The 25,699-nt window shown below is 44.7% G+C and carries 21 protein-coding genes; 5 read left to right on the top strand and 16 right to left on the bottom strand.

Annotated elements, in window-relative coordinates:
• The first annotated feature begins 172 nt into the window (after positions 1-172).
• Complete coding sequence (gene cyoE, locus ACUN27_RS09300) at positions 173-1,093, top strand: heme o synthase (RefSeq protein WP_445558789.1); 921 nt, start codon at positions 173-175, stop codon at positions 1,091-1,093.
• Between the two features lie 116 nt (positions 1,094-1,209).
• Here cyoE and ACUN27_RS09295 read toward each other — a convergent pair whose 3' ends face one another.
• The gene (locus ACUN27_RS09295) at positions 1,210-1,695 is read right to left on the bottom strand and encodes a MarR family winged helix-turn-helix transcriptional regulator (RefSeq protein WP_326061288.1); all 486 of its coding nucleotides are present in this window, start codon (positions 1,693-1,695) and stop codon (positions 1,210-1,212) included.
• A gap of 201 nt (positions 1,696-1,896) precedes the next feature.
• On the opposite strand from ACUN27_RS09295, the gene ACUN27_RS09290 reads away from it, so the two are divergent.
• Together ACUN27_RS09290 and ACUN27_RS09285 are read left to right on the top strand one after the other, a co-directional pair.
• Positions 1,897-2,373 (top strand): glutathione peroxidase, encoded by a 477-nt coding sequence (locus tag ACUN27_RS09290; RefSeq protein WP_326061287.1) that lies wholly within the window; start codon positions 1,897-1,899, stop codon positions 2,371-2,373.
• Positions 2,374-2,731: 358 nt separating this feature from the next.
• Positions 2,732-4,819: an acyltransferase family protein gene (locus ACUN27_RS09285; protein ID WP_445558788.1), complete on the top strand. Its 2,088-nt coding sequence runs from the start codon at positions 2,732-2,734 to the stop codon at positions 4,817-4,819.
• A gap of 52 nt (positions 4,820-4,871) precedes the next feature.
• On the opposite strand, the gene ACUN27_RS09280 is transcribed toward ACUN27_RS09285, so the two are convergent.
• Positions 4,872-6,395 carry a glycoside hydrolase family 31 protein gene (locus ACUN27_RS09280; protein ID WP_445558787.1) on the bottom strand — a complete coding sequence of 508 codons (1,524 nt, stop codon included), beginning with the start codon at positions 6,393-6,395 and terminating at the stop codon, positions 4,872-4,874.
• A 114-nt stretch (positions 6,396-6,509) separates the two neighbouring features.
• Between ACUN27_RS09280 and ACUN27_RS09275 the strand changes: the two genes are divergently transcribed.
• Positions 6,510-7,379 carry an AraC family transcriptional regulator gene (locus ACUN27_RS09275; RefSeq protein ID WP_445558786.1) on the top strand — a complete coding sequence of 290 codons (870 nt, stop codon included), beginning with the start codon at positions 6,510-6,512 and terminating at the stop codon, positions 7,377-7,379.
• Positions 7,380-7,652: 273 nt separating this feature from the next.
• Here ACUN27_RS09275 and ACUN27_RS09270 read toward each other — a convergent pair whose 3' ends face one another.
• On the bottom strand, positions 7,653-8,222 hold the full coding sequence (locus tag ACUN27_RS09270; RefSeq protein ID WP_326061282.1) for a YdcF family protein: 570 nt from the start codon (positions 8,220-8,222) through the stop codon (positions 7,653-7,655).
• A gap of 245 nt (positions 8,223-8,467) precedes the next feature.
• On the bottom strand, positions 8,468-9,133 hold the full coding sequence (locus tag ACUN27_RS09265) for an isoprenylcysteine carboxylmethyltransferase family protein (protein ID WP_326061281.1): 666 nt from the start codon (positions 9,131-9,133) through the stop codon (positions 8,468-8,470).
• A gap of 179 nt (positions 9,134-9,312) precedes the next feature.
• On the opposite strand from ACUN27_RS09265, the gene ACUN27_RS09260 reads away from it, so the two are divergent.
• Complete coding sequence (locus ACUN27_RS09260; RefSeq protein ID WP_127454815.1) at positions 9,313-9,978, top strand: MgtC/SapB family protein; 666 nt, start codon at positions 9,313-9,315, stop codon at positions 9,976-9,978.
• A gap of 38 nt (positions 9,979-10,016) precedes the next feature.
• Here ACUN27_RS09260 and ACUN27_RS09255 read toward each other — a convergent pair whose 3' ends face one another.
• From ACUN27_RS09255 to ACUN27_RS09200, 12 genes are all read right to left on the bottom strand, one after another.
• The gene (locus tag ACUN27_RS09255; protein ID WP_445558785.1) at positions 10,017-11,312 is read right to left on the bottom strand and encodes an ABC transporter substrate-binding protein; all 1,296 of its coding nucleotides are present in this window, start codon (positions 11,310-11,312) and stop codon (positions 10,017-10,019) included.
• Between the two features lie 26 nt (positions 11,313-11,338).
• The gene (locus ACUN27_RS09250; protein ID WP_326061279.1) at positions 11,339-12,904 is read right to left on the bottom strand and encodes a response regulator; all 1,566 of its coding nucleotides are present in this window, start codon (positions 12,902-12,904) and stop codon (positions 11,339-11,341) included.
• A 10-nt stretch (positions 12,905-12,914) separates the two neighbouring features.
• Positions 12,915-14,738 (bottom strand): sensor histidine kinase, encoded by a 1,824-nt coding sequence (locus ACUN27_RS09245; protein WP_315951858.1) that lies wholly within the window; start codon positions 14,736-14,738, stop codon positions 12,915-12,917.
• 18 nt (positions 14,739-14,756) lie between these two features.
• Positions 14,757-15,575, bottom strand: a complete 819-nt coding sequence (locus ACUN27_RS09240; RefSeq protein WP_315951859.1) for a carbohydrate ABC transporter permease — start codon at positions 15,573-15,575, stop codon at positions 14,757-14,759.
• A gap of 11 nt (positions 15,576-15,586) precedes the next feature.
• On the bottom strand, positions 15,587-16,507 hold the full coding sequence (locus ACUN27_RS09235; protein WP_315951860.1) for a carbohydrate ABC transporter permease: 921 nt from the start codon (positions 16,505-16,507) through the stop codon (positions 15,587-15,589).
• 95 nt (positions 16,508-16,602) lie between these two features.
• Complete coding sequence (locus ACUN27_RS09230) at positions 16,603-17,916, bottom strand: ABC transporter substrate-binding protein (protein WP_445558784.1); 1,314 nt, start codon at positions 17,914-17,916, stop codon at positions 16,603-16,605.
• Positions 17,917-18,557: 641 nt separating this feature from the next.
• A complete protein-coding gene (locus ACUN27_RS09225) occupies positions 18,558-19,802 on the bottom strand; it encodes an MFS transporter (protein ID WP_315951862.1) in 1,245 nt (414 codons plus the stop codon).
• 124 nt (positions 19,803-19,926) lie between these two features.
• Positions 19,927-20,778 carry an aldo/keto reductase gene (locus ACUN27_RS09220; protein ID WP_315951863.1) on the bottom strand — a complete coding sequence of 284 codons (852 nt, stop codon included), beginning with the start codon at positions 20,776-20,778 and terminating at the stop codon, positions 19,927-19,929.
• Between the two features lie 100 nt (positions 20,779-20,878).
• Entirely contained in the window at positions 20,879-22,402 is a 1,524-nt protein-coding gene (locus tag ACUN27_RS09215; protein ID WP_315951864.1) for an extracellular solute-binding protein, read from the bottom strand.
• Positions 22,403-22,455: 53 nt separating this feature from the next.
• Entirely contained in the window at positions 22,456-23,598 is a 1,143-nt protein-coding gene (locus tag ACUN27_RS09210; protein WP_326061277.1) for an enolase C-terminal domain-like protein, read from the bottom strand.
• Positions 23,599-23,662: 64 nt separating this feature from the next.
• Entirely contained in the window at positions 23,663-24,544 is an 882-nt protein-coding gene (locus ACUN27_RS09205; protein WP_315951867.1) for a carbohydrate ABC transporter permease, read from the bottom strand.
• A 25-nt stretch (positions 24,545-24,569) separates the two neighbouring features.
• A complete protein-coding gene (locus ACUN27_RS09200; RefSeq protein ID WP_326061276.1) occupies positions 24,570-25,529 on the bottom strand; it encodes an ABC transporter permease in 960 nt (319 codons plus the stop codon).
• Positions 25,530-25,699 lie beyond the last annotated feature (170 nt).

Genomic DNA, 25,699 nt, shown 5'->3' with positions numbered 1-25,699 from the left:
ACAAAAAACCGGAACCCCCCGGGTCCCGGTCCTCATCCACTTCTGGATCATTCACGAAAGAGACAAAGATTTTTGACAGAATCATGAGTGTTTGCAGAAGCAAGACACAAGAATGACTTCTATATGGTAACCTATCTATAGGTTAATTTTCTTGGAAGGGTGTGTTAGAGACATGCGAGTCCAAAGCAATACGGTTAGCATCCAAACAGTTCCAATCTCGTTCACGAAGGTACTCTTCGAAACCATAAAGATTGGCATTATTAAATCCAACCTCATCGCAATGATCGCAGGGCTTAGTGTGGCCTTGTTCGTACATCAAATACCGCTAATGGATAAAATCGGCAACATGACGTTAGCGCTAATCGGATCTTCTCTAGTGATTGGAGCGGCAGGTATTTTTAATAATTTATACGACCGTGACATCGACCGCATCATGGAACGGACGAAAAACAGGCCAACGGTTTCCGGCATCATTGATATCAGAAGCGGACTGTTCCTTGGGATTTGGATCGCGATCGGTGGCCTAGTCTCCTTGTATCTGGCATCGCCGCTATCTGCTTTTGTAGGCTTCCTCGGTTTGTTCTTATATGTCGTGCCGTATACCATGTGGACAAAACGCAGAACGATTTACAATACGGAGGTTGGCAGCTTGTCTGGAGCGATTCCTCCGTTGATCGGTTGGGCCGCGATCTCACCGGATATTTTACATCCGCATGCGATTGCGCTGTTCCTGTTGATGGTTATCTGGCAGATGCCTCACTTCTACGCAATTGGAATTAGGCGCATGGAGGAATATCGTTCGGCTAACATTCCAATGCTGCCGGTAGTCAAGGGCATTCACAGAACTTACGTGCAGATGAACGTATATCTGGTTGCGTTATTCCTGGTCAGCTTTTTGTTCTGGTCCTTTAATCCGTATATCGCTATAGCGAATGCGATCTTAAGCCTGGTCTGGTTAGTGATGAGCATTAACGGATATCAGCGGAAACCGGAGGACAAGTGGGCCCGTTCGATGTTCATATTCTCGCTTAACCATATCACAGTGCTGCTGTTGATGATTGTCTGCTATTCGTTAGGTGCTCTTTTGTTATAACCTAATATTAAATATTATCTTCACTCATTTTGATTTCTATGTGTGAATAACTTGCATCCCAGAATGGCCGGAGGAAACTCCGGCCATTCTTTTTATTTCGCTTTCCACACATCCTATTAGTCTGATCGGCGTGCAACTTCATTTACTTTTGCCAGCAGCTCTTTAAACTGGCCTAACGATTCTAAATATTTTTCAAAAGACCCGCAAATTTCTGCAAAAATGTCTACCGATACACTCTGCATTTGGTTTTGCAGCTGTGCACCTTTATCCGTTAATCCGACCTCCACCTTCCGCTCATCCTCCAAAGAACGTTTGCGAACAACCAAATCCGCTTCTTGGAGTCGCTTCAGCAGTGGTGTTAACGTCCCCGAATCCAGCAGCAATCTGTCGCCAAGCTCCGTCACCGTGCTGGTCCCTCTTTCCCATAACACCACCATGACTAAATACTGTGGATACGTAAGCCCAAACTTCTCCAGAATAGGCCGATAAATGCGCGTTAATTCACGGGAAGTTGCATAGGCCGTGAAACAGAGCATATCCTCTAGCTTCATTACAGCTGCCTCTTTCATCATCATTCCCCCTGTTTTTTCGATATTGTACATTGTAACTCAACCTGCCTATTTCTCAAAATTTAATTTCAAACAATATATAAGCCTTCCTTTTACATAGAGCAAGCCTAAATTTACTAAAATTATATTTAGCACAATACAATTGACAGAAATGTAGTTTAAGGTTTATACTCTGGTACATAAGGTTTTGAAAAATTAAATTTTACAAAATTCAAATCGAAGGGAATGTGACCTATGTCCATTTATAATTTCAATGTAAAAACAGCAAAAGGAAACCAAAAATCAATCAGTGATTATCGCGGCAAAGTCATGCTGATCGTGAATACAGCTAGCAAGTGCGCATTTACTCCACAATTTAAAGAGCTTCAAGAAATCTATAAGCAATATAAAGACGATGGTCTTGAAATTCTCGGCTTCCCATGCAATCAATTCGGCAGCGGCGAGAAAGGGAACAACGAAGACATTCACAGTTTTTGCGAGATCAACTTTGGCGTAACCTTTGAGCTTTTCGACAAAATCGATGTGAATGGCTCCAATGCTGATCCGCTGTATAGCTTTTTGAAAAAAGAATCCAAAGGTGTGCTTGGTTCTGAATCAATTAAATGGAATTTCACGAAGTTTCTTGTTGACCGGGAAGGGAATGTATTGAAACGCTATGGTTCCACAGACAAACCTATGGCGATCGTAGAAGATTTGAAGAAACTGCTGTAATTTCATCGTTGGTCAACCACTTGGAAGATGCCGTTGATACTCTGGATTCATGTTTTCGCAAAATAGCGGATCATAGTTCCCTCAACATAAAACAACGGGTAAGGTTTACAACCCGAACATATAAATTTGGAGAGCAAAAAACCACCTTCATGGTGGTTTTTTTGTTTATTTATGTACCTTTAGAAATAATCATAGTCTATTCGTAATCATAGCAGCGATAACCGTCAATACTAGTAAAATAACTTCCAGTGCTAAAAAAGCTCCATCGAGTAAATGTTTATAAAAATTTGAACTCCTAATGGTAGATCTGAGTCTAAGTATTTGTTTCAGGAATCGACACATTAGGGGAGCTAGCATCATGAAGGAAGTCAAACAAAATCATCCACGCTATATGCCTGGATTGGACGGGATCAGGGCACTGTCTGTCCTTGCTGTAATTGCGTATCATCTCAACTGGGGGTGGGCCTCAGGGGGATTCTTAGGAGTAAGTGTATTTTTTGTTCTCTCCGGTTACCTAATTACGGATATGCTGTTGGAAGAGCGCAAAAGTAAAAATCGTATCGATCTGAAAAGGTTTTGGATCCGTCGCATTCGCAGATTGCTTCCCGCCATGTTGTCGATGATCATAACAGTCGCCGCCTTTCTGGCGATTTCAAATCATTCGAGATTGATTTCCATTCAAGGGGATATCTGGTCGGCGATAACCTATACAAGCAACTGGTACAACATTTTTCACCAAGTCTCCTATTTCGAGAGCTTCGGACCTCCTTCACCGCTCGGACATCTTTGGTCGCTCGCCATCGAGGAGCAATTCTACTTATTATGGCCTCTGATTATCATTGGCTTGAGTCGTTTCTTTAGTCCGACTCGCGGCAAGTTTGTTTTACTCACCCTCGCTGGTGCCATCATTTCTTATATCGCAATGGTAATTTTATATGAGCCCGGTACTGACCCTAGCCGAGTATATTACGGGACGGATACGAGAGCATTCGGGCTTTTGATCGGTGCAGCCCTTGCTTTTATATGCCCAAGCCGAAAACTTATTGACCCTAACTTACGCAAAAATCGTTCATGGATAAATGGGATGGGGATCATTGGAATTTTGATTGTCATCTACATGTTTCTTCAGACCGGAGAATATGATCAATCGCTGTACACCGGCGGTATGCTTGTCCTTTCTTTCGCAACCTCTTTCGTTATTGCAGCGGCAGCAAGTCCCTCTGGCCTTGTTAGCAAAATTCTCGGTTGGAAACCTCTACGCTGGATTGGTGTTCGTTCTTACTCCATTTATCTTTGGCACTATCCTGTGATCGTATTAACGAGTTCGACTAGCCCTAATACGGATGCAAGCTATTTTCTTCAAATGATCCAGTTAATCCTTAGTATCGGATTTGCCGCTTTATCCTACAGCTTCATCGAAACCCCGTTCCGAAGCGGCAATTGGCGCATTTGGGCCAAAATTCTCGGCTTTCGGTCGGAGGGGCGTGCAACTCTGCTGCAATTTAGGTTCTTTGTTCGACTCGTACCGGTTGTCATTCTCGTACTCATCTTCGTTTCCTGTATGTTTAATCAGAGCAGCACAGAAGTAGCATTCAATTCCCAAAGCCCAACGAACGCTAATGCGATTTCTTCGCCTTCCGATCAATTACCGGATGAAACAAACGGTGTCCCGACAGCTTCTCCAATCGTTGATACAAAACATGATGTACCGAATGCTGTTCCAACGCCTTCTCCTAAAGGCAATAATGTCCCTATTGTTTCGGCAAGCCCTGTCCCGACAGCTTCTCCTGAAGGTAACCATGCACCGGAACAGACGGTTCTTGTCCCAACGCCAACACCTGTATCGGAAAGTTCAGCTGCTCTGACCCCCCTTGTCCCTGATGCAAAAAATCAGGACAGGATCACACAGAGTGAGAAGAAGCCTGCCACCCCGACGAACTCATCCGGCGCTTATAAACTGGTGCCGTTAAGCCAGAGGGTTACTGCTGTCGGGGATTCCGTTATGTTGGGCGCAGCCCCGGTTTTAGAGAAAATGCTTGAAGGGATTGTCGTAGACGCGAAAATCAGTCGACAACTGTCGCAGGCCACGGACATTATTAAGCAATTCAAGGCCGATAAGAAACTGGGTCAAATTGTTGTCATTCACCTCGGAACGAACGGACCTTTTACATCAGATCAGCTTGAGAAGCTTCTCGAGACGATTGGAGAAGAGCGGAAAATTGTTCTCATGAATACACGTGTACCCCGAAAATGGCAAGATACAGTAAATGATACGTTAGCGGATGCAAGCAAAAAATATGTCAATGTCAAACTTCTCGACTGGCATTCATTTAGTGAAGACAAGCCGGACTGGTTCGCCAGCGATGGCGTTCACTTGACGACAAAAGGTGCTGAAGCTTACTCCAACTTTATTCTTGATTCTGTTACTTCTATAAAAAAGATATGATACATAAAAAGCCGGGAGCCCTTGTTAGATCAAGGATTCCTGGCTTTTATCGTCACTGTTTTCTATAAAAAGGCAACCTGTCCAGCGGCACCTCAATCTCCAACTTTGCAGGACCTGACACGGTTGTACCGTCATCTCCAACCCATATGCCCGTCGGAAAAATGACTTGGCGGGATCGTGCCCCTCGGACGACTACAGGAGCAACTAAGAGTGAATGTCCCAGCATAAATTGATCTTGAATCATTTCCATTCCCTCTCCGGGAAATTCATAGGCCATATGACGCAGGATTGGCTCCCCAGTCTGTGAGGCATGCTTAGCAAGATCAAGGATTTCTTCTCCAAAAGCGGCATGAAGTTGAGCTGCTTCTATGCAATAGCGCAGATGCTCATCATCCAAAACCCGCCAAGGTGCTGCTGAGAACTGCATCATCGGAAATAAGGCCGAGCATTGGGCGGAACGAACAAATAGTTCCGAATCCAATTGGTCAACTGAAAAGCTCGTAAACTCGCCTCCGCCGATCATATCCGGGCACGTATACGCATAGCCGAGAAGTCCTTGTGCCAAACCATCCGGAATTAAGCAATCAAGCCCATTGTCCTCCCATCTGTGCTGCTTGTCTTTCAGCCTTTGGACCAATGGCTGCCCCGCAAGCTTCCAGCAAGCGCGATACTCATTGAGCGGATATTTCAGTCCGACCTTCGCCCATGCTTCACTATGACCGTTACGTGTCGTAATCTCATAACTCAAATCATCCGATTCATAGAACTCTAAATCGCCAGCATCCAGCTTAAAGCCATCAATTCCGAATTGGGACTGCAGGGAATCAAGCTGCTCATGAATCCACGCAACGGCTTGGGGATTCGTGCAGTCCAGTACGGCGCTGTATCCGTTCCACCATTTGCGAATCGCCGTCTTTCCCTCACCATCTTTTAAAAGAATACCCGCTGGTTCCAGTTTACGGAATGTGCTGGAGTCCGAGCTAATAAACGGACAAACCCAAAGCATAACCTTAAATCCCCAGGCATGCAGCTCATCAACCATCTGCTTAGGCTGAGGAAAACGTCCTGGATGAAACGTCCAGGTTCCGTAAGGTTCGTGCCAATTGTCATCAATCATGATGACGCCGGGCGGCATGCCATTTGCGAGTACATCTCTTGCATATTGCAATACCTTCTCTTGCGTCGGATGATAGAGCAATTCGATCCACAGGTTGTACTGCGGTGCAGTAAACAGCAGCTCTTCCGGCAATGCTGGAACTGCCGGGAAGAACGTACGGGCCGCATGACGGAATGCTCCGGCTAAAGTCTCGTGCCCCTTTTCCACTTTCAGTAAGGCAAACTCGCCGATTACCCTTAACTCCTTATGATCGATCTGAAAAGCGAACGGCTCCTCGCTCCAAACGTATCGCCCTTTACTGGATACAAGCAATGGGCAGGCCTGATTGGCTCCGCTGCTAGCTGCCAAGTCAACACGAAATAACGATGTGCCATACGGCATACTTCTCCCGTCCGCAACCCGGCCTCCCCACCAATACTCGTCAGGCAATAATTCAATGACTAGTTCATTATTAACCATCCAACCTTCACTCCCTCTCTTTATAATCATTGTATCTCCGGAAGTATTGAGGGGACAATCTTAATGTAATGACTTATAATATAACAAAATTGACTTTTCTTAAGGAGAATCCTAATGCTCAAGCCCGCTGTATATGGATTTCGAAACGATGATACCTCCATCCTCACGCTCGATTCTATTGGATGGCAAATGATCAATACCCCTGATTACAGCTTTATCGGAGAAGAGCGCCCCGACTGCGGGCATGTCATTTTTCAATATACGATGAGTGGACAAGGTTATCTTGAGTATGAACAGCAACGCTTTCCTTTGACGAAAGGAACAGGTTTTTTAGTGAAGGTGCCTAGCAGCCATAAATACTTCTACGGAGATCAAAAGGAACCATGGGAGATCATCTGGCTAAATTTGCGGGGAGAAGAGGCGAATCGGATTTGGGATTACGTGATGGCGATGGAGGGGCCTGTCATCCAGAGAGATTCGGACAGCTCCCTCATTCAGGGGCTTTGGAAATTGATGCGCATGGTCGCTGAAGATAAGGTAACCGACAAATATCAACTGTCCCTCGGTGTATATGAATGGATGCTCACACTCGTGCAATCCAGCCGAGAAATGACAAACGAAGTTAGTGCAAGCACGAGCACGCTCATTCAGACAGCAAAAAAATACATGAGAGATCATTTTGCAGATCCGCTCACTTTGGATATGGTCTCCGAGCATTGCGGAATCAATAAACATTACCTATGCAGGCTGTTTCAGCGGTCTGAGCAATCCTCGCCACTTTCTTATTTAAGGGATCGGAGAGTGGAAGCCGCCATCGCCCTTCTCCGAACCACTGACCTGCCTGTTCAGGACATTGGCCAAACATGTGGCTTTGACAGCCCCAGCTACTTCGGTAAAATCTTCCGCCAATACATGCATATGACGCCAAAGGAATATCGGATGAAGAAGCTGGAGTTTCCGTATGATGCTATTTATTTGGAGTGATTAGAGGAAGTATGTACACTTAAACTAACTGCCTAAAGTCTTCGCACGGTACTGATAGCTTAACACAGTTGCCGATCTATATTAGCAGCCGTATATTAGTTGTTTTCTACACTATCGTTCACCTTTTGTTTGGTTTCAAGGATCTTCATGTAGTTTATGTTGCTTCTGACTCCGTCTCTAATTCTTGCCACGTTTGAACAATTCTGCTTTCGCCGAGAAAAGGCAACCGATCCATTAAGATCCGGTTGCCAGATAGTAAACTCTCGTTCCTTGTTAGCCAAACAAGCTATTCGATCCCAATTCGTGTATGGCGGATCTGAAATATTTCCCTACCTTCTCAAGCTCATTCATTACGAACTTTATCTTTTCTTCTTCTTTAAACCAGTTATCTTTTGAAGTCCCTGTTTTGTCGATTACTGGGCTTACATAAAAAACAGTCTCTTTTGGAAAAACAAATTGATACGTTAAAAGCGCTCTTCGAGCGTGATAATTTTTGCAGACTAGAACAACGCGTTTGGGGTGAATTCCTTGTTGTTGTAATACTTCCAGTGATAAACGTGCATTTTCAAAGGTATTAGTTGCTTGATCTTCTTTTAATATTGACTCCGAAGGTACACCTAGTGACAATCCAACATTTCTCAGGTATTCCCATTCAGTTGTTTCAACATGCGGAGTGGCTCCACCTGAAGGTAGAATACATGGAGCGATGCCTTGATGATATAACATTGCAGCTCTTTCCATTAGCTGAGGATGGCTAGAACCTGGTATTAAAATAACATCTGATTGAGCAAGCTCCGTCTCGAAAAACATAAAATCACTAATGCAGTCGAATGGGAAAGGCATAAAATCCCCCTAAACATGAGTATCATCATATCCGTAATAGAATGTCATAATCAATTTCACTCTTTTATAATTGAACAGCTTTTTTAAGCCTTAGTAACCGAATAACAAAATCAATGATAATCCCAATCAAAAAGAATGAGAAAAAGTGTATAAGGTAGGCAGGATAATTCAACCTGATACTTGAACTATCAGCAGCTAGTTTTGCGCTCTCAAAATTAAAATCCAGTGCCGGAACGGCACCTCCATTACCAAATAAGTGGAATTAAATGATAACGGATCTTCTTACAGTAATCCTCATACCCTGGTAACTCCTTTAACAATATTTTTTCTTCATTTAACAGTCTCAGAACAATAAAAATAATAATAAAAATTGAGGGAATCAATGCCCAAATTGAACCTAATGCAAGAGGCGTGAACAGGATAATGGATATTGCCCCTGTATACATCGGATGTCGCACCAAGGCATAAGGGCCTGTTGATATCACTTGCTGATTCTCACTTACTTCAATTATGGCAGATGTAAATGAATTCTCTTTAAAAACTAAAAAAACAATGATAAAACCTAACAAGACGAAGAAATCCGCGACTAATACAAGATAGAAAGGAACATCTGACCAACTAAATCTATAATCTAAACCTGGAAGAACTAACAATCCAATAAAAAATATGGCGCCAGAAATGGATTGGAAAATTTTTTGTTCCTTTTCTACTTCTTTAGCATTAACTCTTCGTTCTATGAGCTCAGGATCTCTTTTCAAGAAATAACGATTGATGTACATCGTTGATCCAAAAAAGATTGCAAAATAAATCCACGCTTCAGAGAAATGTAAAGACCCCGCGGGTAAAAATAAAAATACAAAAAAAACGATTGCAAACAAGATCGTTCTCATATAAACGTTTTTCTTTAACACCACAGCACCTCCAAAGTTCTCAAATCGTGTTTAAATAGATATTCGATTATTGGGTTTATTTCCCTTTATTTGCATACTATTCTCTCTATGGAACAATGAGAAATTGATCTTTTCTACGCAGTAGGGTAAAATTTCCGATAAAGCGCTTTCAATATTTTCGTGAAAAGGATGGGATCTACATGATGGGATTCGAATATTTACTTCAAGTGATGATTGCCGGAATTTGCGGACTATTCATTGGATATGAGCGTAAAAACAGAATGAAAGAAGCCGGGATTAGAACTCATTTTGTTGTTGCTATTGGTGCTTCTTTGATGATGTTAGTTTCAAAATATGGCTTTTATGATGAACTAGGACAAACTGGCATAGCACTCGATCCATCAAGAATAGCAGCCCAGGTTGTAAGTGGTGTAGGTTTTTTAGGAGCAGGCATGATCTTTATGCAGCGTCATACGGTCAAAGGCCTTACCACAGCAGCAGGAATTTGGGCAACAGCAGGCATCGGGATGGCGATTGGATCCGGCTTATATGTTTTGGGAATCGGGGTTACCGTATTAATTCTTATTGCTCAAATCGTGTTACACAGACGATTCACTTGGCTAGCTGCGCCTAAATCAGAACACCTGATTATACGTATTATCGACGAAGCAGGTTCTTTAGAAAATATGCAAAAAACACTGAAAGAAAAAAATATCAGGATCGTAAATTTTCAAAGTGAGAAATTAAGGGGAACCTCCGAAATTCTTTTGGATCTCACGATTAAGCTGCCTGCGGAATTAGATTTTGAACAAATGATTTCCCTCTTTCACAACATCTCCTTCGTTAATGCAGTTGAAGTCCAGTAATGCAGAGACCGGAACCCCTGCGGGTCCCGGCCTCTTTATTAGTTCGCAAGAATATCGTTTATCTTCTTCTCTAACGAAATCAAACCTTCCTCCGGGTCCAATCCGCCCAAAATAATGCTTTGCAGATCCTCCGACAACGTTGTGAAGATCGTCGCGTATTTATCCGTTTTCGGCGCAAATTTAACTTGACGCTGAGCTTCAATAAAGATATCCCGATAAGGCATCTGCTGATAGGCCTGACTTTGCACGACAGCCCGATTGGCGGGAACATGCCCTGCTTGCCCCCAGAGGGTGCTGCCTACTTCTGAAAAATAGGTCATGAAGGCCATCGCCGCTTTCTGTTTCTCTTTGGACACGTAACTCGGTACGACCAAAGTATGAGAACTGCCCCAATGGACCGGGCTGCCGAATATTTGCGGAAGCGGCGCAACGCCGACCCGCAGCGATTTTTCGCTCAAGTGATGCCCAGCTTCCCAAACACCGCCGAACCATAGCGCTGCTTTCCCGTTGTGGAAGGAATCCCATGGCGTTTTGTCGTTCAAATCAGCCAGACGTTTCGCATATAGCAGCTGATAAAACTCCAACACTTGCAAAGCTTTGTCATTATGTATCGCGGCTTTGGAAAGATCAGGCGTAAGCAGATCACCGCCAGCCTCATAATACAAGTTCAGAAAAGGTTCCTGAAAGTAAGGTGTATTCACCGCAATGGGCTGAACCCCCGGCACTTTGGCCTGAATTTGCGTCAACATCTGAACAAAGCCTTCCGGCGAAGTCTTACCGATCTTAAGGGTCTCATCCTCATTCAGCAGATCTGCTTGTTTCATAATCTCTTTATTGTAGTAAAGAACATGAAAGTGCGTATCCAGCGGAATCGCATATGGCTTCCCGTTAAAGCTTACGCTTTGTACGTTAAAACTCTCAATTTCGTCAAAATGGAAACCGCTTTCGTTAGCTAAAGCATCCAACGCTAGAATTTGTTTTGCTTTGATAAAAGGAGAAATGCGATCAACGTGCGCCACGGCGACGTCAGGTCCTTTTCCTGAAGAAAGTGCCGTGCTCAGTTTTACATAATACTCATTGGATTCCAGCCTAAGCTGCTTTACAAAAACCGATTTCTGCGAAGTGTTAAAGCTCCGAATGATCTGCTCGACATAATCGCCTTCGCCGCCCCCAAATGGATTCCAAAAGGAGATTTCCACTGGAGGTATGTCCCCTTGTGCCATCGATTTCTCCTTCGCCAATTGCGGCGTATTGGAACATCCCGTGAAAGCCAGGGCGATCCCCCCAATGCACAAAGCACGCAAGAACCGCTCCTTGTTACTATGATTTAGCATGATAGCCCCCTATCTGACATGACATCTCATCTCTTCGCGCGAGTCCTGTACTCCGATGGAGAAACCCCGACATTTTTTTTGAACACTTTAGAAAAATATTTCGGATCGGCAATACCTACCAGATGTCCGATATCAGCCGTTTTCAGCTCCCCTGTGAGTAAAGATTTCGCTTTTTCAATGCGAATGCGTGTCAAATATTCCAGGAAGCTTTCGCCCATCTCCTTTTTAAACAAGTTGGCAAAATAATTTTTGCTCAAATGGACAAGATTCGAGATCGATTGAAGCGAAATTTCCTGCTGATAATACTGCTGGATATACTGCGTAGCTTTAATGATGCTGTTTCGGTCACTGTTATAAATCTGAATCATATGCTGAAGCAGTTCCTGATAAGCTCCCATAAACCAGGTTTTGCTTTGACCTAGTGTTTCCAGTTTGGATAACTCGTCAAAATATTGCTTTTTTAACTGCATGATACTCATCTGATCGCTAGATACATCGGACCATAACGTCGTCAGCATAATCAAAAGCTCTAGAGAAATAATTTGCACCATATCATAATCTTTGCGTGCGTCCAACTGCTCGAACAGTTCTTCCAGATAGGTCTGTAACTCCTTTGTCTGAAAGGCGTACACCATCGAATGAATATGGATAGTACTTATTTTTATCGGCTCTCCTGTTGGGCTCATTCCTGGCCTATAATCCGCGCCATAGGCGATCACTTTGCCGCTGCCGACGAACATTTTAAACTTAACTGCCGCCCTTGCTTGCTCGTATGCGGTATGCAGCTCAGTTAATTCTTGAAATTCTCCGCTAATTCCGACGGTAAAACACAGACCATAACTAACATGAAGTTCGGCTGAACAAACCTCCGCTGCTTCACGGGCAGCCTTCTGACCCTGCCGATGGGGCATGCCGGTCAGCAGCAGCACATTCATTTCCCCTTGCCGATCGGGGAATATCTCATAGGCAAGCTCCCGGGCTTGCAGCACGCTATCTAATACCTTTCGCAGAGTGAACTGTTCTTCCACAACAGCGACACTCGTCGCATCCTTAACCATGTGGAGCAAATAAAAGGGAGCACTTCCTTGACTACCGAAGGTTCTCTGTAGGCTGCTAATATCTCGCTGAGCCCCCTCGGCAAGCTCCTGCAGAAGCTTCTCCTTCCATATCGGCTCCACGGCTGATTCCTCCTGTTTCACTCCCGCTGGTGAAGTGATCTCTATGGCTTCCTTGACCTTAAGCAAAGCTTGCTCAAAATCTCGTGGCATCATATCCGATTTAATTAAGTACTCCGAAACGCCGTTGTGAATCGCTTCCTTGGCATACCCGAAGTCCTCAATATTGCTGAGGATGAGAATTTTCATGTGAGGATTTATTTTGCGAACCTCTGAAATGAGGGCAATCCCGTCCATCAGCGGCATTTTAATATCGGTAATCAGGATGTCCGGCATCTCCTTGCTCATAAGTTCCAAGGCTTCTTGGCCGTTGGAAGCCTCTCCTATTACGGTTAAGCCGAGTTTCTCCCAATCGATCATCGAACGAATGCCAAACCTAACAATATATTCATCTTCTACAATGATGACTCGAAACATGTTATTCCTCCTACTCGATCACGGGAAGCCAAATCCCGATGCTCGTTCCTTCATCCAGGGTACTCTGAATATCTAAACCGTACGGTTTTCCGCAAATCAACTTGATTCGCTCATCGACATTGGCTAAACCGATACCCCCCATTTTATCAGCGGATGACTCTTGGGACGGTGTCTGCAAACTCTTCACGAGACCCGGGTCCATCCCTCTTCCGTTATCTGCCACTAGGAAACGAATCCCTCCATCCGGATGCAGCGAGCAGCGGATATGTATTTCTCCTCCGGTCTCGCGGTCAGTGAACGCATGGAGAATCGCATTTTCCACAATTGGCTGCAAAATAAGCTTAGGGGTCTTCAGGTTTCGGACCTCTTCGTCTATTTGGAAATACGTTTGAATGTCGAAATTGAACCTGAATTTCTGAATCCCCAGATAGCATTGGACATGCTCAATTTCTTCTTCGACCGTGACTGTTTCTTCGCCCTTGCCTAGAGAGATCCGCAGGAGCCGCGAAAGCAAGCTGACCATCTCGGCGGCATTGTTCGCCTTCTGCAGGAGAGCCGTCCATTTAATTATGTCTAGTGTATTGTACAAAAAGTGAGGATTGATCTGCGCCTGCAGCGCTTTCAGCTCCGCTGCACGCTTATGGTTTTGCTCCTCATAGACCGCTTTAAGCAGCTCGTCAAGCCGGGTCACCATGTAATTGAAATTTTCGCCCCAAATATCGAACTCGTCATTACGCCGTTTGGCCTTGAAGCGAACGGTCAAATCCCCCGACATCACCTGACGCATCAAACGGATCATTTTCAAAATCGGTTTCGAAATCGAATTGGCCAGAAACATCGCCGTCAAAATCGAAAAACCGATACAAATCAGCGCAATCACGATGATGATTTGCAGCATGCGGTTAGAGTCTTTGTACAACGCAGACTCCGAGATGACATTTACGACCATCCAGTCGTTGGTATGCAGCTTTTTGTAATTTACGATCCATTTCTGCCCTGCATGCTTGAGTGGAAAACCATGGGTTTCGTCGGAAGACTGCAGCAATTGGTTTGAGCCCTGCTCCCCCAGTACTTCCCGAACATTTTTCCCTAAAAATTGGTTGTCGGGATAGGAAATAATTTGACCGCTGCCATCAATAATGAAACTCTGGAGATCGGAAGAGCTCTTCGTCACTTTGCTGACGATTTCCTTGAGTACATCCTCGCGAATATCGAGCACGGCGATGATACCAACAGGGCTGTCGTCAGAGGTTTTATAAATTTGCTTAGCCAATGAGAACACATGGACGCTCTGTGAATTCAAACTGTCGACATAAGTGCCAAAACGGGTCGGGAACCATCGGAAGTTGCTGCCATCCTCAAGGGTCTTGAGAAACGGCGTTACGATGCCGGCGGAACGGTCGCTCCAGCGGTAAATGCCCTTTATATAGTGCGTTTTCGTTAGGAAGGAGATCGATTGAAAATCTTGATTAATCGCTATAATGGTCGATAGCTTCGTCGTTAACGATAAGCTGTCCAAATCATATTGTCCGTTGTCCACCCGATCGAGCGTGCGCAGCATGGAAACGATTTCATTATTGTTTACAACTTGCATCATCATGTCTTTATAAATACCAAGCCGTGTATCGATATTATCGGCAGTTTGCTTCAGCAGCTGCTCGGAATATTCAGTGACTTTATTGTTGATTGTTGATTTCGAGATGGAATAAGAAATAAATCCCATTGCAACCAGAGGCGTCAATGAGAACAGAAATAAAAGCAGCATCCATTTATAGCGTATGCTGCTTGTCCATATGAGTATCCTTTTGTTTTTCTTTTCAGGTCGTTTCGCCATGATGGAAATCCCTTCTATCTATCCTTTAATCCCTGACATCGCCACGCCTTGAACAATGTGTTTCTGTAACAGAATAAACACCACGATGGTTGGAATTGCTGCAATTGAGCTTGCCGCCATAATCATATTCAGGGACATTATATTATTCGACAAAAACGTTGGAAGTCCTGCCGAAAGGATCATGTTCTCTTGAGAGGTAATGGATAGGTAAGGCCATAAGAAATTGTTCCAGGACAAGATGAAATAAAATATGCCGACGGAAACCATTGCCGATTTGGTAAGGGGCAAACAGATGCGCAGCCACAGGTTGACACTCCTGCAGCCGTCAATTTGCGCTGCTTCAATATAGTCTTTAGGCACACCGTCCATAAACTGCTTCAGCAACAGAATCCCAAGGGGATTCGTCAAACCAGGAAGAATAATCGCCCAGATATTATCGATTAGTTTCAAATGCAACGTTGTCTCATATAGCGGAATCAGGATGGCCTCCGTCGGGATGAGCAGTCCTGAAACGATGAGCAGATAGAATAAGCCTTTGGATTTAAAAGGCAATTTGGAAAAAGAGAAAGCTGCCAGCGAGCTGAATAATAAGGAGACCACGGTGGTTATTACACCAATCACTGCCGAATTCCAGGTCCATCTCAGGATCTGGGAATCCTTCATCACTTTGGCATAATTAGCGAAGGTCAAATCAGACCATTTTATCCAATCGCTTAAGGTATAGACATTGACGCCATTGGGCTTTAATGACACCAGAAGCATCCATATGAGGGGAAAAATAAACAACAGGGCAAGAACGACGGCGACGGCATTCAGCGTAATTCGTTTTATTGACATTGGGACCTCCGTTAGTCTTGACGATCTGTCAGTTTAAATTGAATCAGGGCAATGAGCAGCATCATGAGACAAAAGACAATGGACTGAGCGGACGCAAGACCGAACATATCCTTTTTAAACCCTGTCACATAAATGTATCTGATCATCGTATTCGTCGAATCCCCCGGACCGCCGCCTGTCATGATTTGAACTTGCCCGAATAGTTTCAGACACGCAATAACCTGATAAAACACCTGTATTTTCATGACTCTAGACAAACCCGGGAGCGTAATATGCCAAAATTGCTTCCAGGCGCCTGCGCCATCTATTTTCGCAGCTTCATAATGATCTGTGGGAATTTCTTGTAATCCTGCTAAAAACAAGACCATGACGAACCCAACTGTCCACCAATTGGTCGTAATCGTAATTGCCCACCAAGCAAAATTTTTATCCGTTAACCAGTGAATTTCTCCAGGGATGCCAATAATCTTTAAAAAAGCATGGATCGGTCCGTTCTTGGAGTCGAACATACGCAGCCAAATAAAGCTGATAACAGAAACCGAAAGCACATACGGCAAGAAAAAAATCGAACGAATCGTGGTTCGGAATAGGATTTTTTGATTGATCAGCAGAGCCAATACCAGCCCTAGTACAATAACAGCCGGCGTACAAATCAAAACGAAGTAAACCGAGTGCCACATATACAGATAAAAATCCGAATCGGTGAAAATCTTTTTGTAATTAGCGAAACCAACATACTTTTGCATGCCTTGAATGTTCCATACGTGCAGGCTCATCCACGCCCCTCGACATACCGGCCAGAGATAGAAGATGGTAAATGGAATGAGGAACGGTATCAGGTACAAAATCGCTTTCCAGTCATTGAGAAAAGGCCATGCGTAGGTTTTTCGAAGGACAACTGTCCCTTCGTTCTCTCTCACTTTAGTCTCCATAGGGTATACTCCTTCGATCTTTGCTCAGTGCTCCATATTAAAAACCGGGTGAAGCCGCATTGCTTGACGCAGCCTCACCGGTTGGCCTACTCAGGCTAGTTGGATAAAATGTCGTTAATCTGCTTCTCCAACGTTTTCAGCCCGTCTTCAGGGGTTTGCTTACTGAAAATAATGTTTTGAAGCGATTCCGAAACTGTCGTGATGATCGTCGTGTATTTATCGGTTTTCGGTGCGAATTTCACCGTTTTTTGTGCCTCGATGAAGTAATTGCGGTAAGGCAGCTTTTTGTATTCATCGCTTGTGGTTACAGCGCTGTTCGCCGGCACGTGGCCTGCTTGCCCCCAAGTTTTGCCGCCAACTTCGGAGAAGTACTTCATGAATTTCGCTGCCGCTTCTTGTTTCTCAGGTGCTAGGTAACTCGGAACTACGAGCAAGTGAGAGCTTCCCCAATGCGTTTGGCTTCCAAAAATGGCCGGGAGCGGCATAGCGCCGATATTTGGCGATTTTTCTCCGAGCAGTAGCCCCGCTTCCCACACGCCGCCGAACCAAAAGGCCGCTTTGCCGTTGTGGAACGAATCCCACGGGGTTTTATCATTAAGATCCGTATATTTGTTGTTGTAAAGATCCATGTAGAACTTCAAGACATTGAGCGCTTTATCGTTATTAATTGCCGCTTTGTTCGCTTCTGCGTTCAGCAAGTCGCCGCCAGCTTCATAGTAGAGGTTCAAGAATGGCTCTTGGAAATACGGCGTATTTACGGCAAGTGCTTGCACGTCCGGCACTTTCGCATGGATTTGTGCGAGTGTCTTCTTGAAGCCCTCCGGTGATAAATCGCCGAGCTTAGGCGTGCCATCATCGTTCAGCAGTTCCGCTTTTTTCAGCAAATCTTTATTGTAATAGAACATATGGAAATGCGTGTCTAGAGGAATCGCATAGGGCTTGCCATCGTAGGAGACGCTTTTGATATTCGAGTCGGAAATTTGTTTTAAATCAAAACCGACCTTGCTGGCTAACTGATCCACCGGGACAATTTGCTTCGCTTTCACAAACGGTGAAATGCGATCCACGTGCGCGACGGCCACGTCCGGTCCTTTGGAGGAAGATAGTGCTGTGCTAAGCTTCGCGTAGTATTCATTGGACTCAAGGCGAAGCTGCTTCACGGTGACTTCTTTCTGGGATTCGTTATAACCTTTGATAATTTGGTCGACGAAATCGCCCTCTCCACCACCGAACATATTCCAAAATGTGATTTCGACCGGGCTTGCCGATTTGCCCGCAGCTGCTTTCTCTGTAGCAGCTGCTGTCGATGCCGCGTTACTGGCAGCGCTTTCTTTTGTGCTCGAACAACCGGAGATGACTAAGGTAAGTGCGACACTGGCCATCAGCATACTTGTTAATTTCTTTTTCATGGTACGTACAACCCTCTCTCTGAATGATGGATGAAGTTCGAAAGCCTTTTCACACGTGGCTCCCTTGGTTATTACTTTACAGGGTTAATGCCCTGGCCTGAACCGATAAAAGGATGATCATTGGGGAACAAATTTAAGATTGTAAGCGCATGCAGATGGTAGGAAGTAGACGATCTTACGGTGGGTGTTCAAATTTACGGTACGAATATAGGTTGGGCGTTGAATAAAAAAGACCGCAATCACGGTCAGACTACACCTCTATTGCTCAGATCTCGCTTCGTCTGCTCATCCCGAAGCATCGTTTATCACCTATCATCATTCACTCACTGAGTTATGGCTGCAGCAGCTTTCTATGTTGTGTTTTGTGCAACCATTTGACTCTAATTGGGGGTCAGATCGCCTCTATATTGTACTTAGTACAACCATTCATGCGCTAAACCGCTTATATCTCACCTTTTCGCAGCAAATGGTTGTATATTGTGCAACGAAAGACCGGATTTACGGTCAAAGCACGCCGTTATATTGTATAAAATGCAACATAAGCCTTCTTATGCTCATCCTTCCAGTTGCTCCACCTACGAACATAAAAAAAGATGACCCCTGTACAAAAAGGGATCATCTTTAGATTTACTAACCTCCACTCACATCTGCCCTTGCAGTCTCTGAGCCAGCTTGCCCTGCACGAACCACGCATACACAGCAAACCCTGCCAGCAGCGCTACGGCCGTTAACAAAAATGGCAAGGCGTAATGATTGCCGGCCAAAATATACCCCGCCCAATACGACGCAATCGTATTGCCGATACTCCGTGAAACCGTCCTCATCCCTGCAAACACATTGCGGTCTTCCTCGGCAACGGCGGACATGCATTCGCTGTCCATCATGTTGTTCAGCATCGTAAAGCCAGTGCCTCGAATCATTAGCAGCACAGCAAAGACGGAGCTAGGCATAGTAAGTGCCATCAGCCCTACTACTACGATATTGTACAGAAACAGGAATACGAAGGCATTGCGGCTGCCCATGCGCTCCAATAGGTACGGAACGAGAAGCGAGCCGACAAAAAAGAACACACCGGAGAGAGCTAGCAGCCCGGAGATACTGCCGTCCTCCATCCCAAATCTAAACTTCAATATGACGTTGAGAAATGGGCTCAACAGACCAAAGGTGAAGCCTGAATTAAAGATAAGCAGCGCAAGCAAGAACATAAGCGAGTAGGCGTGCGCCTTCTTGTGCCTGACTGAAGAAGGAGCTGTGGAAGTCCCTGACTTCTCGGTTGCAACAGCTCGGTCATTCGTAGACGGAAGCAGCAAGCCCCTAAGAATACCGGAAAGCCCCAAACAGCCGCCAGCCACGAAAAAGGCGTATTGGTACAGCGTGCTGTGCCCTGGCAGCCACAACGGGAGATAGCCTCCCAACCATGTGCCAATGCCGGTGCATAAGGTAAAGATTGCAAACAGCAGCGAGTAAGCGCTGGTCTCTTCTTTTTTCGTGCGGCAATATTGAAAAATCAGTTGGATTTCCGAATTCACAATGGCGCTAATACTTAGCGACCAAGTGAGCTGTGCTGTGGTAATCATGCCGACACTGGTGCCGAATCCAAAGATGATCAACGCCAAAAAAGCCAGCAGCATGCCGATAACGAGCATCGTTTTACGGCCTATGTATTTGACGACGATGCCTGCCGGGAGACTGGTCAGTCCCACGGTCAACGCTCCCAGCGAGGTGATGCGCCCGACGTCCTCTTTGGAGAAGCCGAGATCCAGCAGGTGTAAGTTTAAAATCAAGTTGAAGATGCCAGCGCCGATGCCAAATAAGCTTTCAGTGGCAATAAATCGTTTGACGCCAGGGGATAAATCACGGAATAAACCGACTGTATACGACCACATAGCTGTTCCCTTCCTCTTGCTGTATGAACCTATCTTACATGCCAGTGGCATATGGTTCAACATGTAAAATAAAAAACCGGAACCCCAACGGAGTCCCGGCCCTCATTTCCCCAATCTCACTCCATTAATAGTAAGTAAACATTTGCCTAATATCGACCCTTCCCGAAAGATGATCGCAAATTGCTGCATTTTTCCGGACTTCCTCGGCATTTCGCATACCGATCAGAGCGACATCTACATGCGGATTAGAAAGCACAAACTGGATTAATGCCTCGGTATAATCGAAATGGTTTTCCGGGTGGACCATCGCCATCCAACGTTGAAAAACCCCCGAAGTAAACGCCCGCATAACCGCAATACCCAGGCCAGCTTTCTCTGCTTCAAGTATACTGCCAAAGGGTCTGTTCGGATCATACGGATGCTGCATCAATACATTATAACAAATCTGCATGATATCAAATTGCCCGCATTGGATGAAATCATAAACAGCTCTGTTCGTATCTTCACTCGTAAAGCCAATAAAGCGAACCAAGCCCTCCGCTTTGAATTGCAGCATTTGCTCCAATATCCCGCCGTGCAAAACTTGCTGTACATCTTGATCCTTGTAACTGGTACCGTGAAGCTGAAAAAAGTCCAATCGGTCGGTCTGCAGGCGCTGCAAACTCTGTTCCAGCGATCGTCTCAGATCATCGGGATGGCATATTTTAGCCTTGCTTGCCAGAAAAACAGCGTTACGGCTGCCCTTCAAAGCGTATCCCATCAACGCTTCGCTTTTTCCGTTTCCGTATCCCGGTGCCGTATCGAAATAATTAATCCCTGCTTCAAGTGCGGCATCGATGGCTGCAATAATGTGGTTATTGTTTTCCGGTAGATCCGGATTGTACGGCCCTAAGTAATTCCTCAATCCCGCTGGAGCGCCACCAAAACCGATCCGACTTACCATTACATTTGTTTTTCCGAACGCTACATATTCCATAGTTTTTACACTCCTTATTCAAGGTGTAGTCCCAACGTCAGTTAAAAAAACAAAGAGGCAAGGATACCCTTACCTCAAGCAAATATTCAATCGGTTCGTTTTAATTTTGAGCTAGACGTTTTTTGTACTCGGCATTGAACTCTTCTGTAATTTTTTGGTAGTTTGGATCCTTCTTAAGAGAATCAATATATTTATCCCAATCTTCCAATGCAATTTTCCCGATGATAACTTGCGTTTTCATGTCGGCGATTTTTTTCTTGTAGTCAGCACCCAGCTTAATATCCGTCTCGGATACAAGACCAATCGCCGGATTGCCAACGGAAACCTTAGCTCTTTCTTCCGTAATTTTCATATTTCTTTGATAAACCTCTTTGGGCATGCCAGCCGCATACTGCCACAAATCAACGACCGGCGTACTGAACATTTTCCCCCATGTTGCTGTTCCTACACTGTCTGCCACCGCTTTATCATTCGATACTTTTAAACCATCCGTAAGCGTATAATGAACATCTTTAATGCCGTACAAGGTTAAATCCAACCCTTCGCCACCGGAACCGTAATTCACGAAGTTTAAAATGGCCTTCATCTTTTCTTCCGAAACCGATTTCGGTATAGCAAGTACACCGTTCATCCCTGTTCCTTGGGGCACATAAGGTTTGCCTCCCGCTTTGGGAGCTAAAGAGACCATTGGCGTCCATTCTACCTTCGGATCTTTCTTCCATTGGTCCATTGTGTATCTGAACAACGCCTCTGGCGTCTCATTCGTAATTCCGGCTCTACCACTAGTGGCGAGTTCCCAGTATTGATTTTCTTTCAGAACAGGGAAGTCCTGCGGAATTAATCCTTCTTGGTACAGCTTGCGCTGGTAGACTAGTGATTCTCTCATTTCCGGTTCAAGATACATATTAACCAGCTTACCGTCTACCGCTTTCCACATGCCAACTGTCCCCAGGAATACTTCGTCAATGGTTGCTGATCCCCGCATCGTAAAACCGATTGTATCCTTTTTGCCATCCGGCGCATTCTCCTTAAACGCTTTCATTACCGTATAAAGCTCATCCATATTCGTTGGCATCTTCAGTCCAAGCTTATCCAGCCAATCTTTACGAATATCGAAAAATCCGCCTCCATCCAAAGGCCGTCCTGCAGGAATGGCATAACTTTTGCCATCAATTTTGGTATTGCTCCACGTTTTTGGATTAATGGACACCAAGTTCGGATAATCTTTGATATACGGGGTCAAATCCCAGAAGGCTCCCTGCTTGACCATTTGCCGGAATAAAGCAGTCGTGATATCCGGAATTTTGATCAAATCTGCGATATCGCCTGCAGCCAATGCCACATTGACGCGGTCCGCGTAATCACTCCCCGGAATCCATTGAACCGTCAGCTTCGTATTCGTTCTTTTCTCAAATTCTTTCAAAACCGGATTATCGGCACCCGGCGGCTGAGTAATTGTAAAGTCTGTCATGACTTTAATTTCGGTAGGCTTCGCTGGCGCTTTGGTCTCTACTTTCGCAGTCGTCCCTCCATCTTTCGCTGGAGCCGAAGAAGGTGCAGAGGAACAGGCTACTGTAAGAGAAAAGGATACAACTAACGTAGATAAAACGAGAAGCTTTTTCATATTTAACTCATCTCCCATAAAATTAGTTGACAGACCGGTTCACCTTGCCTGAATTATACTGTCCAGCCACGTTCACTAACTTGTTTTTTATAATAAGCATCGTCAATATGCAAGCCAAAGCCCGGAGTAGAAGGAACGGTAATTTTACCATCCTTAATGCTGTAACCGGAAGTGTCGATCCCTGGAATCTGCGCCTCATCCCATTCAACAAACATAAATCCTTCAATGGCTGGATATACCTGAGCGGAAGCAAAGTTACCATAGAAGCCACCGTAATTATGTGGTGCTGCTTTTACTCCCTTTTTAGCCAATCTTTTCGCTAATTTCAACCAGTTCACAATGCCATAGTCCTTCAAATCGTATTGAATCGCGTCGATCAGGCCCTGTTCCGCCCATTCCACAATCGGTTCGGCCGCTAACCCTTCACCGTCTGTGATCAGCACATTCAAATTCTCCTCGTGCAGCCACTCCTTCAGATTACGGTAGAGCCTATCATCTTCGTGAAAAGCTTCCTCTATCCACAACAGGTTAGACTGTGCCGTTTCTTTCAGCACATGTTTGGTTAGGTTCAAATTGTACCCATTGTTCGCATCAATAGAAATGTTACATTGTGGACCGACCACATCTCTAATCCCGTTCACAATTGCAATATCTCTTTTGGTGCCTTCCATTAAATCCATATGCATGGCGCCACGGCCTACTTTGATTTTGAAACCGCGAAATCCTTCGTTATAGCCTTGCATGGCTTCTTCCTGGAGCAGCGCGACCGCGTCCTGTTCTGAACTCAGATGCAGATCATCAAAGTACAAGGATGTGTCATAGCAGGGAACCGTTAATGGGGAGGTCCACTCTTTTTGACTCACTAGTTTATACACAGGCACTTCTCTTACCTTTGCAAGCCAATCAAACAGTGGGAATTGAATGCTTTGGAACCGGTCTTTGATCCATTGTTCTTCGCAAAATATTTCACTAACTGTAGCTCCGATCATGGCTTCAGCAGCTTCACGAGAGATACGGGACCAGCTGTAACCCGTGATGCCTCCAATCGTAATTCGCACCAGAGGAAAGCTTACTTCTTTACCGTGTACGCCAAGCCTTGCATTGCAGCCAGCCAACCTTCTACGTTCACCTTTCATCATCACTTGCTCGATTTTCTCAATCCGCCAATTTTTCTCCAAGTCAGAAAAGTTATTCATACACGTTAGTCTCCTTTAGTTATATTTATTTGTTTAACAAGCCTACCGGAATAATCCGTAGTGATTATCCTTTCACAGAGCCTAACATAACACCTTTGGTAAAATGCTTTTGTAAAAACGGGTAAACCATCAGAATGGGAAGCGTAGACACGACAACTGCGGCCATCTTGATCGTTTGAGTAGGCAGCTGTTTATCCGAAGCCATCTCTACCGCCAATGCTCCGCCGACCGAAGTATCGGAATCAATAAGCATGTTGCGCAGAACAATTTGTAATGGCACCTTTGTAAAATCATTAATGTACAACACGGCACTAAAGAACGTATTCCAGTAGGCCACTGCATAAAACAGCCCGAATGCGGCGAGCGATGCGACAGAAAGCGGTAAAATAATTCGGAAAAAGATGCTTAGGTCATTGCAACCATCAATCATTGCAGCCTCTTCCAGCTCGACAGGAATGCTGTCAAAGAAGCTTTTCATCAAGATCACATACCAGCCGCTGGTCAAAACAGGGACAATCAATGCCCACACACTGTTTATGAGCCCCAAATCACGGACCAATAAATAAACAGGGATAATTCCCGGATTAAAAAGGATTGTAAACATCACCATGATCATCATGGCTTTCCTTCCGCGCAGTCTTTTGCGGGACAGTCCAAATGAGAAAGCGGCTGTTATCATAAGGCTTAACAGGGTTCCCACAGTAGCCAGAAAAGCACTGACCCCGGTTGCACGAATGAAGGCGGAAGTAGAAAGCAAATATTCATAAGCCCCCACACTCCATTTGCTCGGGAACAGGACAAAGCCGTATTTCTCTATGTATTCACTAGGTTCCGTAAAGGAAACGACGAATACGTAATACAAGGGGAATAACGTAATAATGCCAATTACAACAAGCAGCAGAACATTTGCCATCCCAAATAATCGGTCTCCAAAGCTTTCTCTCATTGCCTTCCCTCCTCGGCGTTTTCGTTTAATACACACCCTCTTCACCGAAGCGTTTGGCCAGCCAATTAGCCCCGATAACAAGCACAAGTCCAATCACGGATTTAAACAAACCGGCTGCCGTTGTATAGCTGAATTGTCCTTGTTGAATTCCATTTCGATATACATACGTTTCGAAGACGTCGGCAACGTTTGCTACTGCGCCATTGCTCATCAGAAACACCTGTTCAAAACCAACATCCATGATTTGCCCCAAACGCAAAATTAATAGGATAATGATAACGTTACGGATACCCGGTAAGGTGATGTGCCACATTTGTCTGATCCGGCTGGCACCATCGATCTTCGCCGCTTCATAAAGCTGCGTGTCAATGCCTGTCATCGCTGCGAGGAAAATAATCGTTCCCCAGCCTGTGTCTTTCCAAATGTTTTGGCCGGTAAGCAGCCCCCAGAAATAATTTTCATTCGTCAAAAAATCCATTTTGGGAAAACCCGCATGTTCGAGCAGCATATTCACAATCCCATTAGATTGCGAAAGCAATAAAAAAGTAATCCCTGCGATAATGACCCACGAAAGAAAATGCGGTAAGTAGACAATGGATTGAATTACGCGTTTAAAATATTTGTTGGTCACCTCATTCATGCAAAGCGACAATAAAATAGGAAGTGGAAAGAAAAAGACCAGGCTCAACAAGCTAATCATCATGGTATTACGAAACAATAGAAAGAAACTGGGATTTGTAAAGAAGCGAACAAAATTTTCAAAGCCTACCCAAGTGCTTTTAAAAACGCCCATATAGGGTGAATAATCCTGAAAGGCTATAACCAGCCCCCACATCGGGTAATATTTGAAAATAAGAAAATACAGGATGCCTGGAAGAACGAGTAGATACAAATACTTGTCACGTTTGAATTCGGACCACAGTGAAGTTTTTGCTTTTCTTTGAATAGTTTGCTGGTGATTTACCTTCGTCACTTGGATACCCATGTACCAATCCTCCCCTACAATGCTAGTGTTCATCAGCTGATGGCCTAAATTTAAAGCACTGGCCTACTTAGCGCAATAATAATAAATTTTTACTATGTCTCGAAAAATTTCCGGCTATCGTCTTTTTTTGAAATGAGCAAAAAAGCCCCTCAAATACTAAGAAGGGCCGC

Source organism: Paenibacillus sp. WC2504 (assembly GCF_052682475.1).
This window is presented reverse-complemented; position numbering and strand designations above follow the sequence as displayed.

Coding starts and splice junctions, on each gene's coding strand:
- ACUN27_RS09250 (WP_326061279.1), bottom strand. CDS start 12,904: ATGTTTCGAGTCATCATTGTAGAAGATGAATATATTGTTAGGTTTGGC.
- ACUN27_RS09220 (WP_315951863.1), bottom strand. CDS start 20,778: ATGGAATATGTAGCGTTCGGAAAAACAAATGTAATGGTAAGTCGGATC.
- ACUN27_RS09215 (WP_315951864.1), bottom strand. CDS start 22,402: ATGAAAAAGCTTCTCGTTTTATCTACGTTAGTTGTATCCTTTTCTCTT.
- ACUN27_RS09280 (WP_445558787.1), bottom strand. CDS start 6,395: ATGGTTAATAATGAACTAGTCATTGAATTATTGCCTGACGAGTATTGG.
- cyoE (WP_445558789.1), top strand. CDS start 173: ATGCGAGTCCAAAGCAATACGGTTAGCATCCAAACAGTTCCAATCTCG.
- ACUN27_RS09240 (WP_315951859.1), bottom strand. CDS start 15,575: ATGTCAATAAAACGAATTACGCTGAATGCCGTCGCCGTCGTTCTTGCC.
- ACUN27_RS09255 (WP_445558785.1), bottom strand. CDS start 11,312: ATGCTAAATCATAGTAACAAGGAGCGGTTCTTGCGTGCTTTGTGCATT.
- ACUN27_RS09295 (WP_326061288.1), bottom strand. CDS start 1,695: ATGTACAATATCGAAAAAACAGGGGGAATGATGATGAAAGAGGCAGCT.
- ACUN27_RS09245 (WP_315951858.1), bottom strand. CDS start 14,738: ATGGCGAAACGACCTGAAAAGAAAAACAAAAGGATACTCATATGGACA.
- ACUN27_RS09285 (WP_445558788.1), top strand. CDS start 2,732: ATGAAGGAAGTCAAACAAAATCATCCACGCTATATGCCTGGATTGGAC.
- ACUN27_RS09260 (WP_127454815.1), top strand. CDS start 9,313: ATGATGGGATTCGAATATTTACTTCAAGTGATGATTGCCGGAATTTGC.
- ACUN27_RS09225 (WP_315951862.1), bottom strand. CDS start 19,802: ATGTGGTCGTATACAGTCGGTTTATTCCGTGATTTATCCCCTGGCGTC.
- ACUN27_RS09275 (WP_445558786.1), top strand. CDS start 6,510: ATGCTCAAGCCCGCTGTATATGGATTTCGAAACGATGATACCTCCATC.
- ACUN27_RS09270 (WP_326061282.1), bottom strand. CDS start 8,222: ATGCCTTTCCCATTCGACTGCATTAGTGATTTTATGTTTTTCGAGACG.
- ACUN27_RS09230 (WP_445558784.1), bottom strand. CDS start 17,916: ATGAAAAAGAAATTAACAAGTATGCTGATGGCCAGTGTCGCACTTACC.
- ACUN27_RS09210 (WP_326061277.1), bottom strand. CDS start 23,598: ATGAATAACTTTTCTGACTTGGAGAAAAATTGGCGGATTGAGAAAATC.
- ACUN27_RS09290 (WP_326061287.1), top strand. CDS start 1,897: ATGTCCATTTATAATTTCAATGTAAAAACAGCAAAAGGAAACCAAAAA.
- ACUN27_RS09235 (WP_315951860.1), bottom strand. CDS start 16,507: ATGGAGACTAAAGTGAGAGAGAACGAAGGGACAGTTGTCCTTCGAAAA.
- ACUN27_RS09205 (WP_315951867.1), bottom strand. CDS start 24,544: ATGAGAGAAAGCTTTGGAGACCGATTATTTGGGATGGCAAATGTTCTG.
- ACUN27_RS09200 (WP_326061276.1), bottom strand. CDS start 25,529: ATGGGTATCCAAGTGACGAAGGTAAATCACCAGCAAACTATTCAAAGA.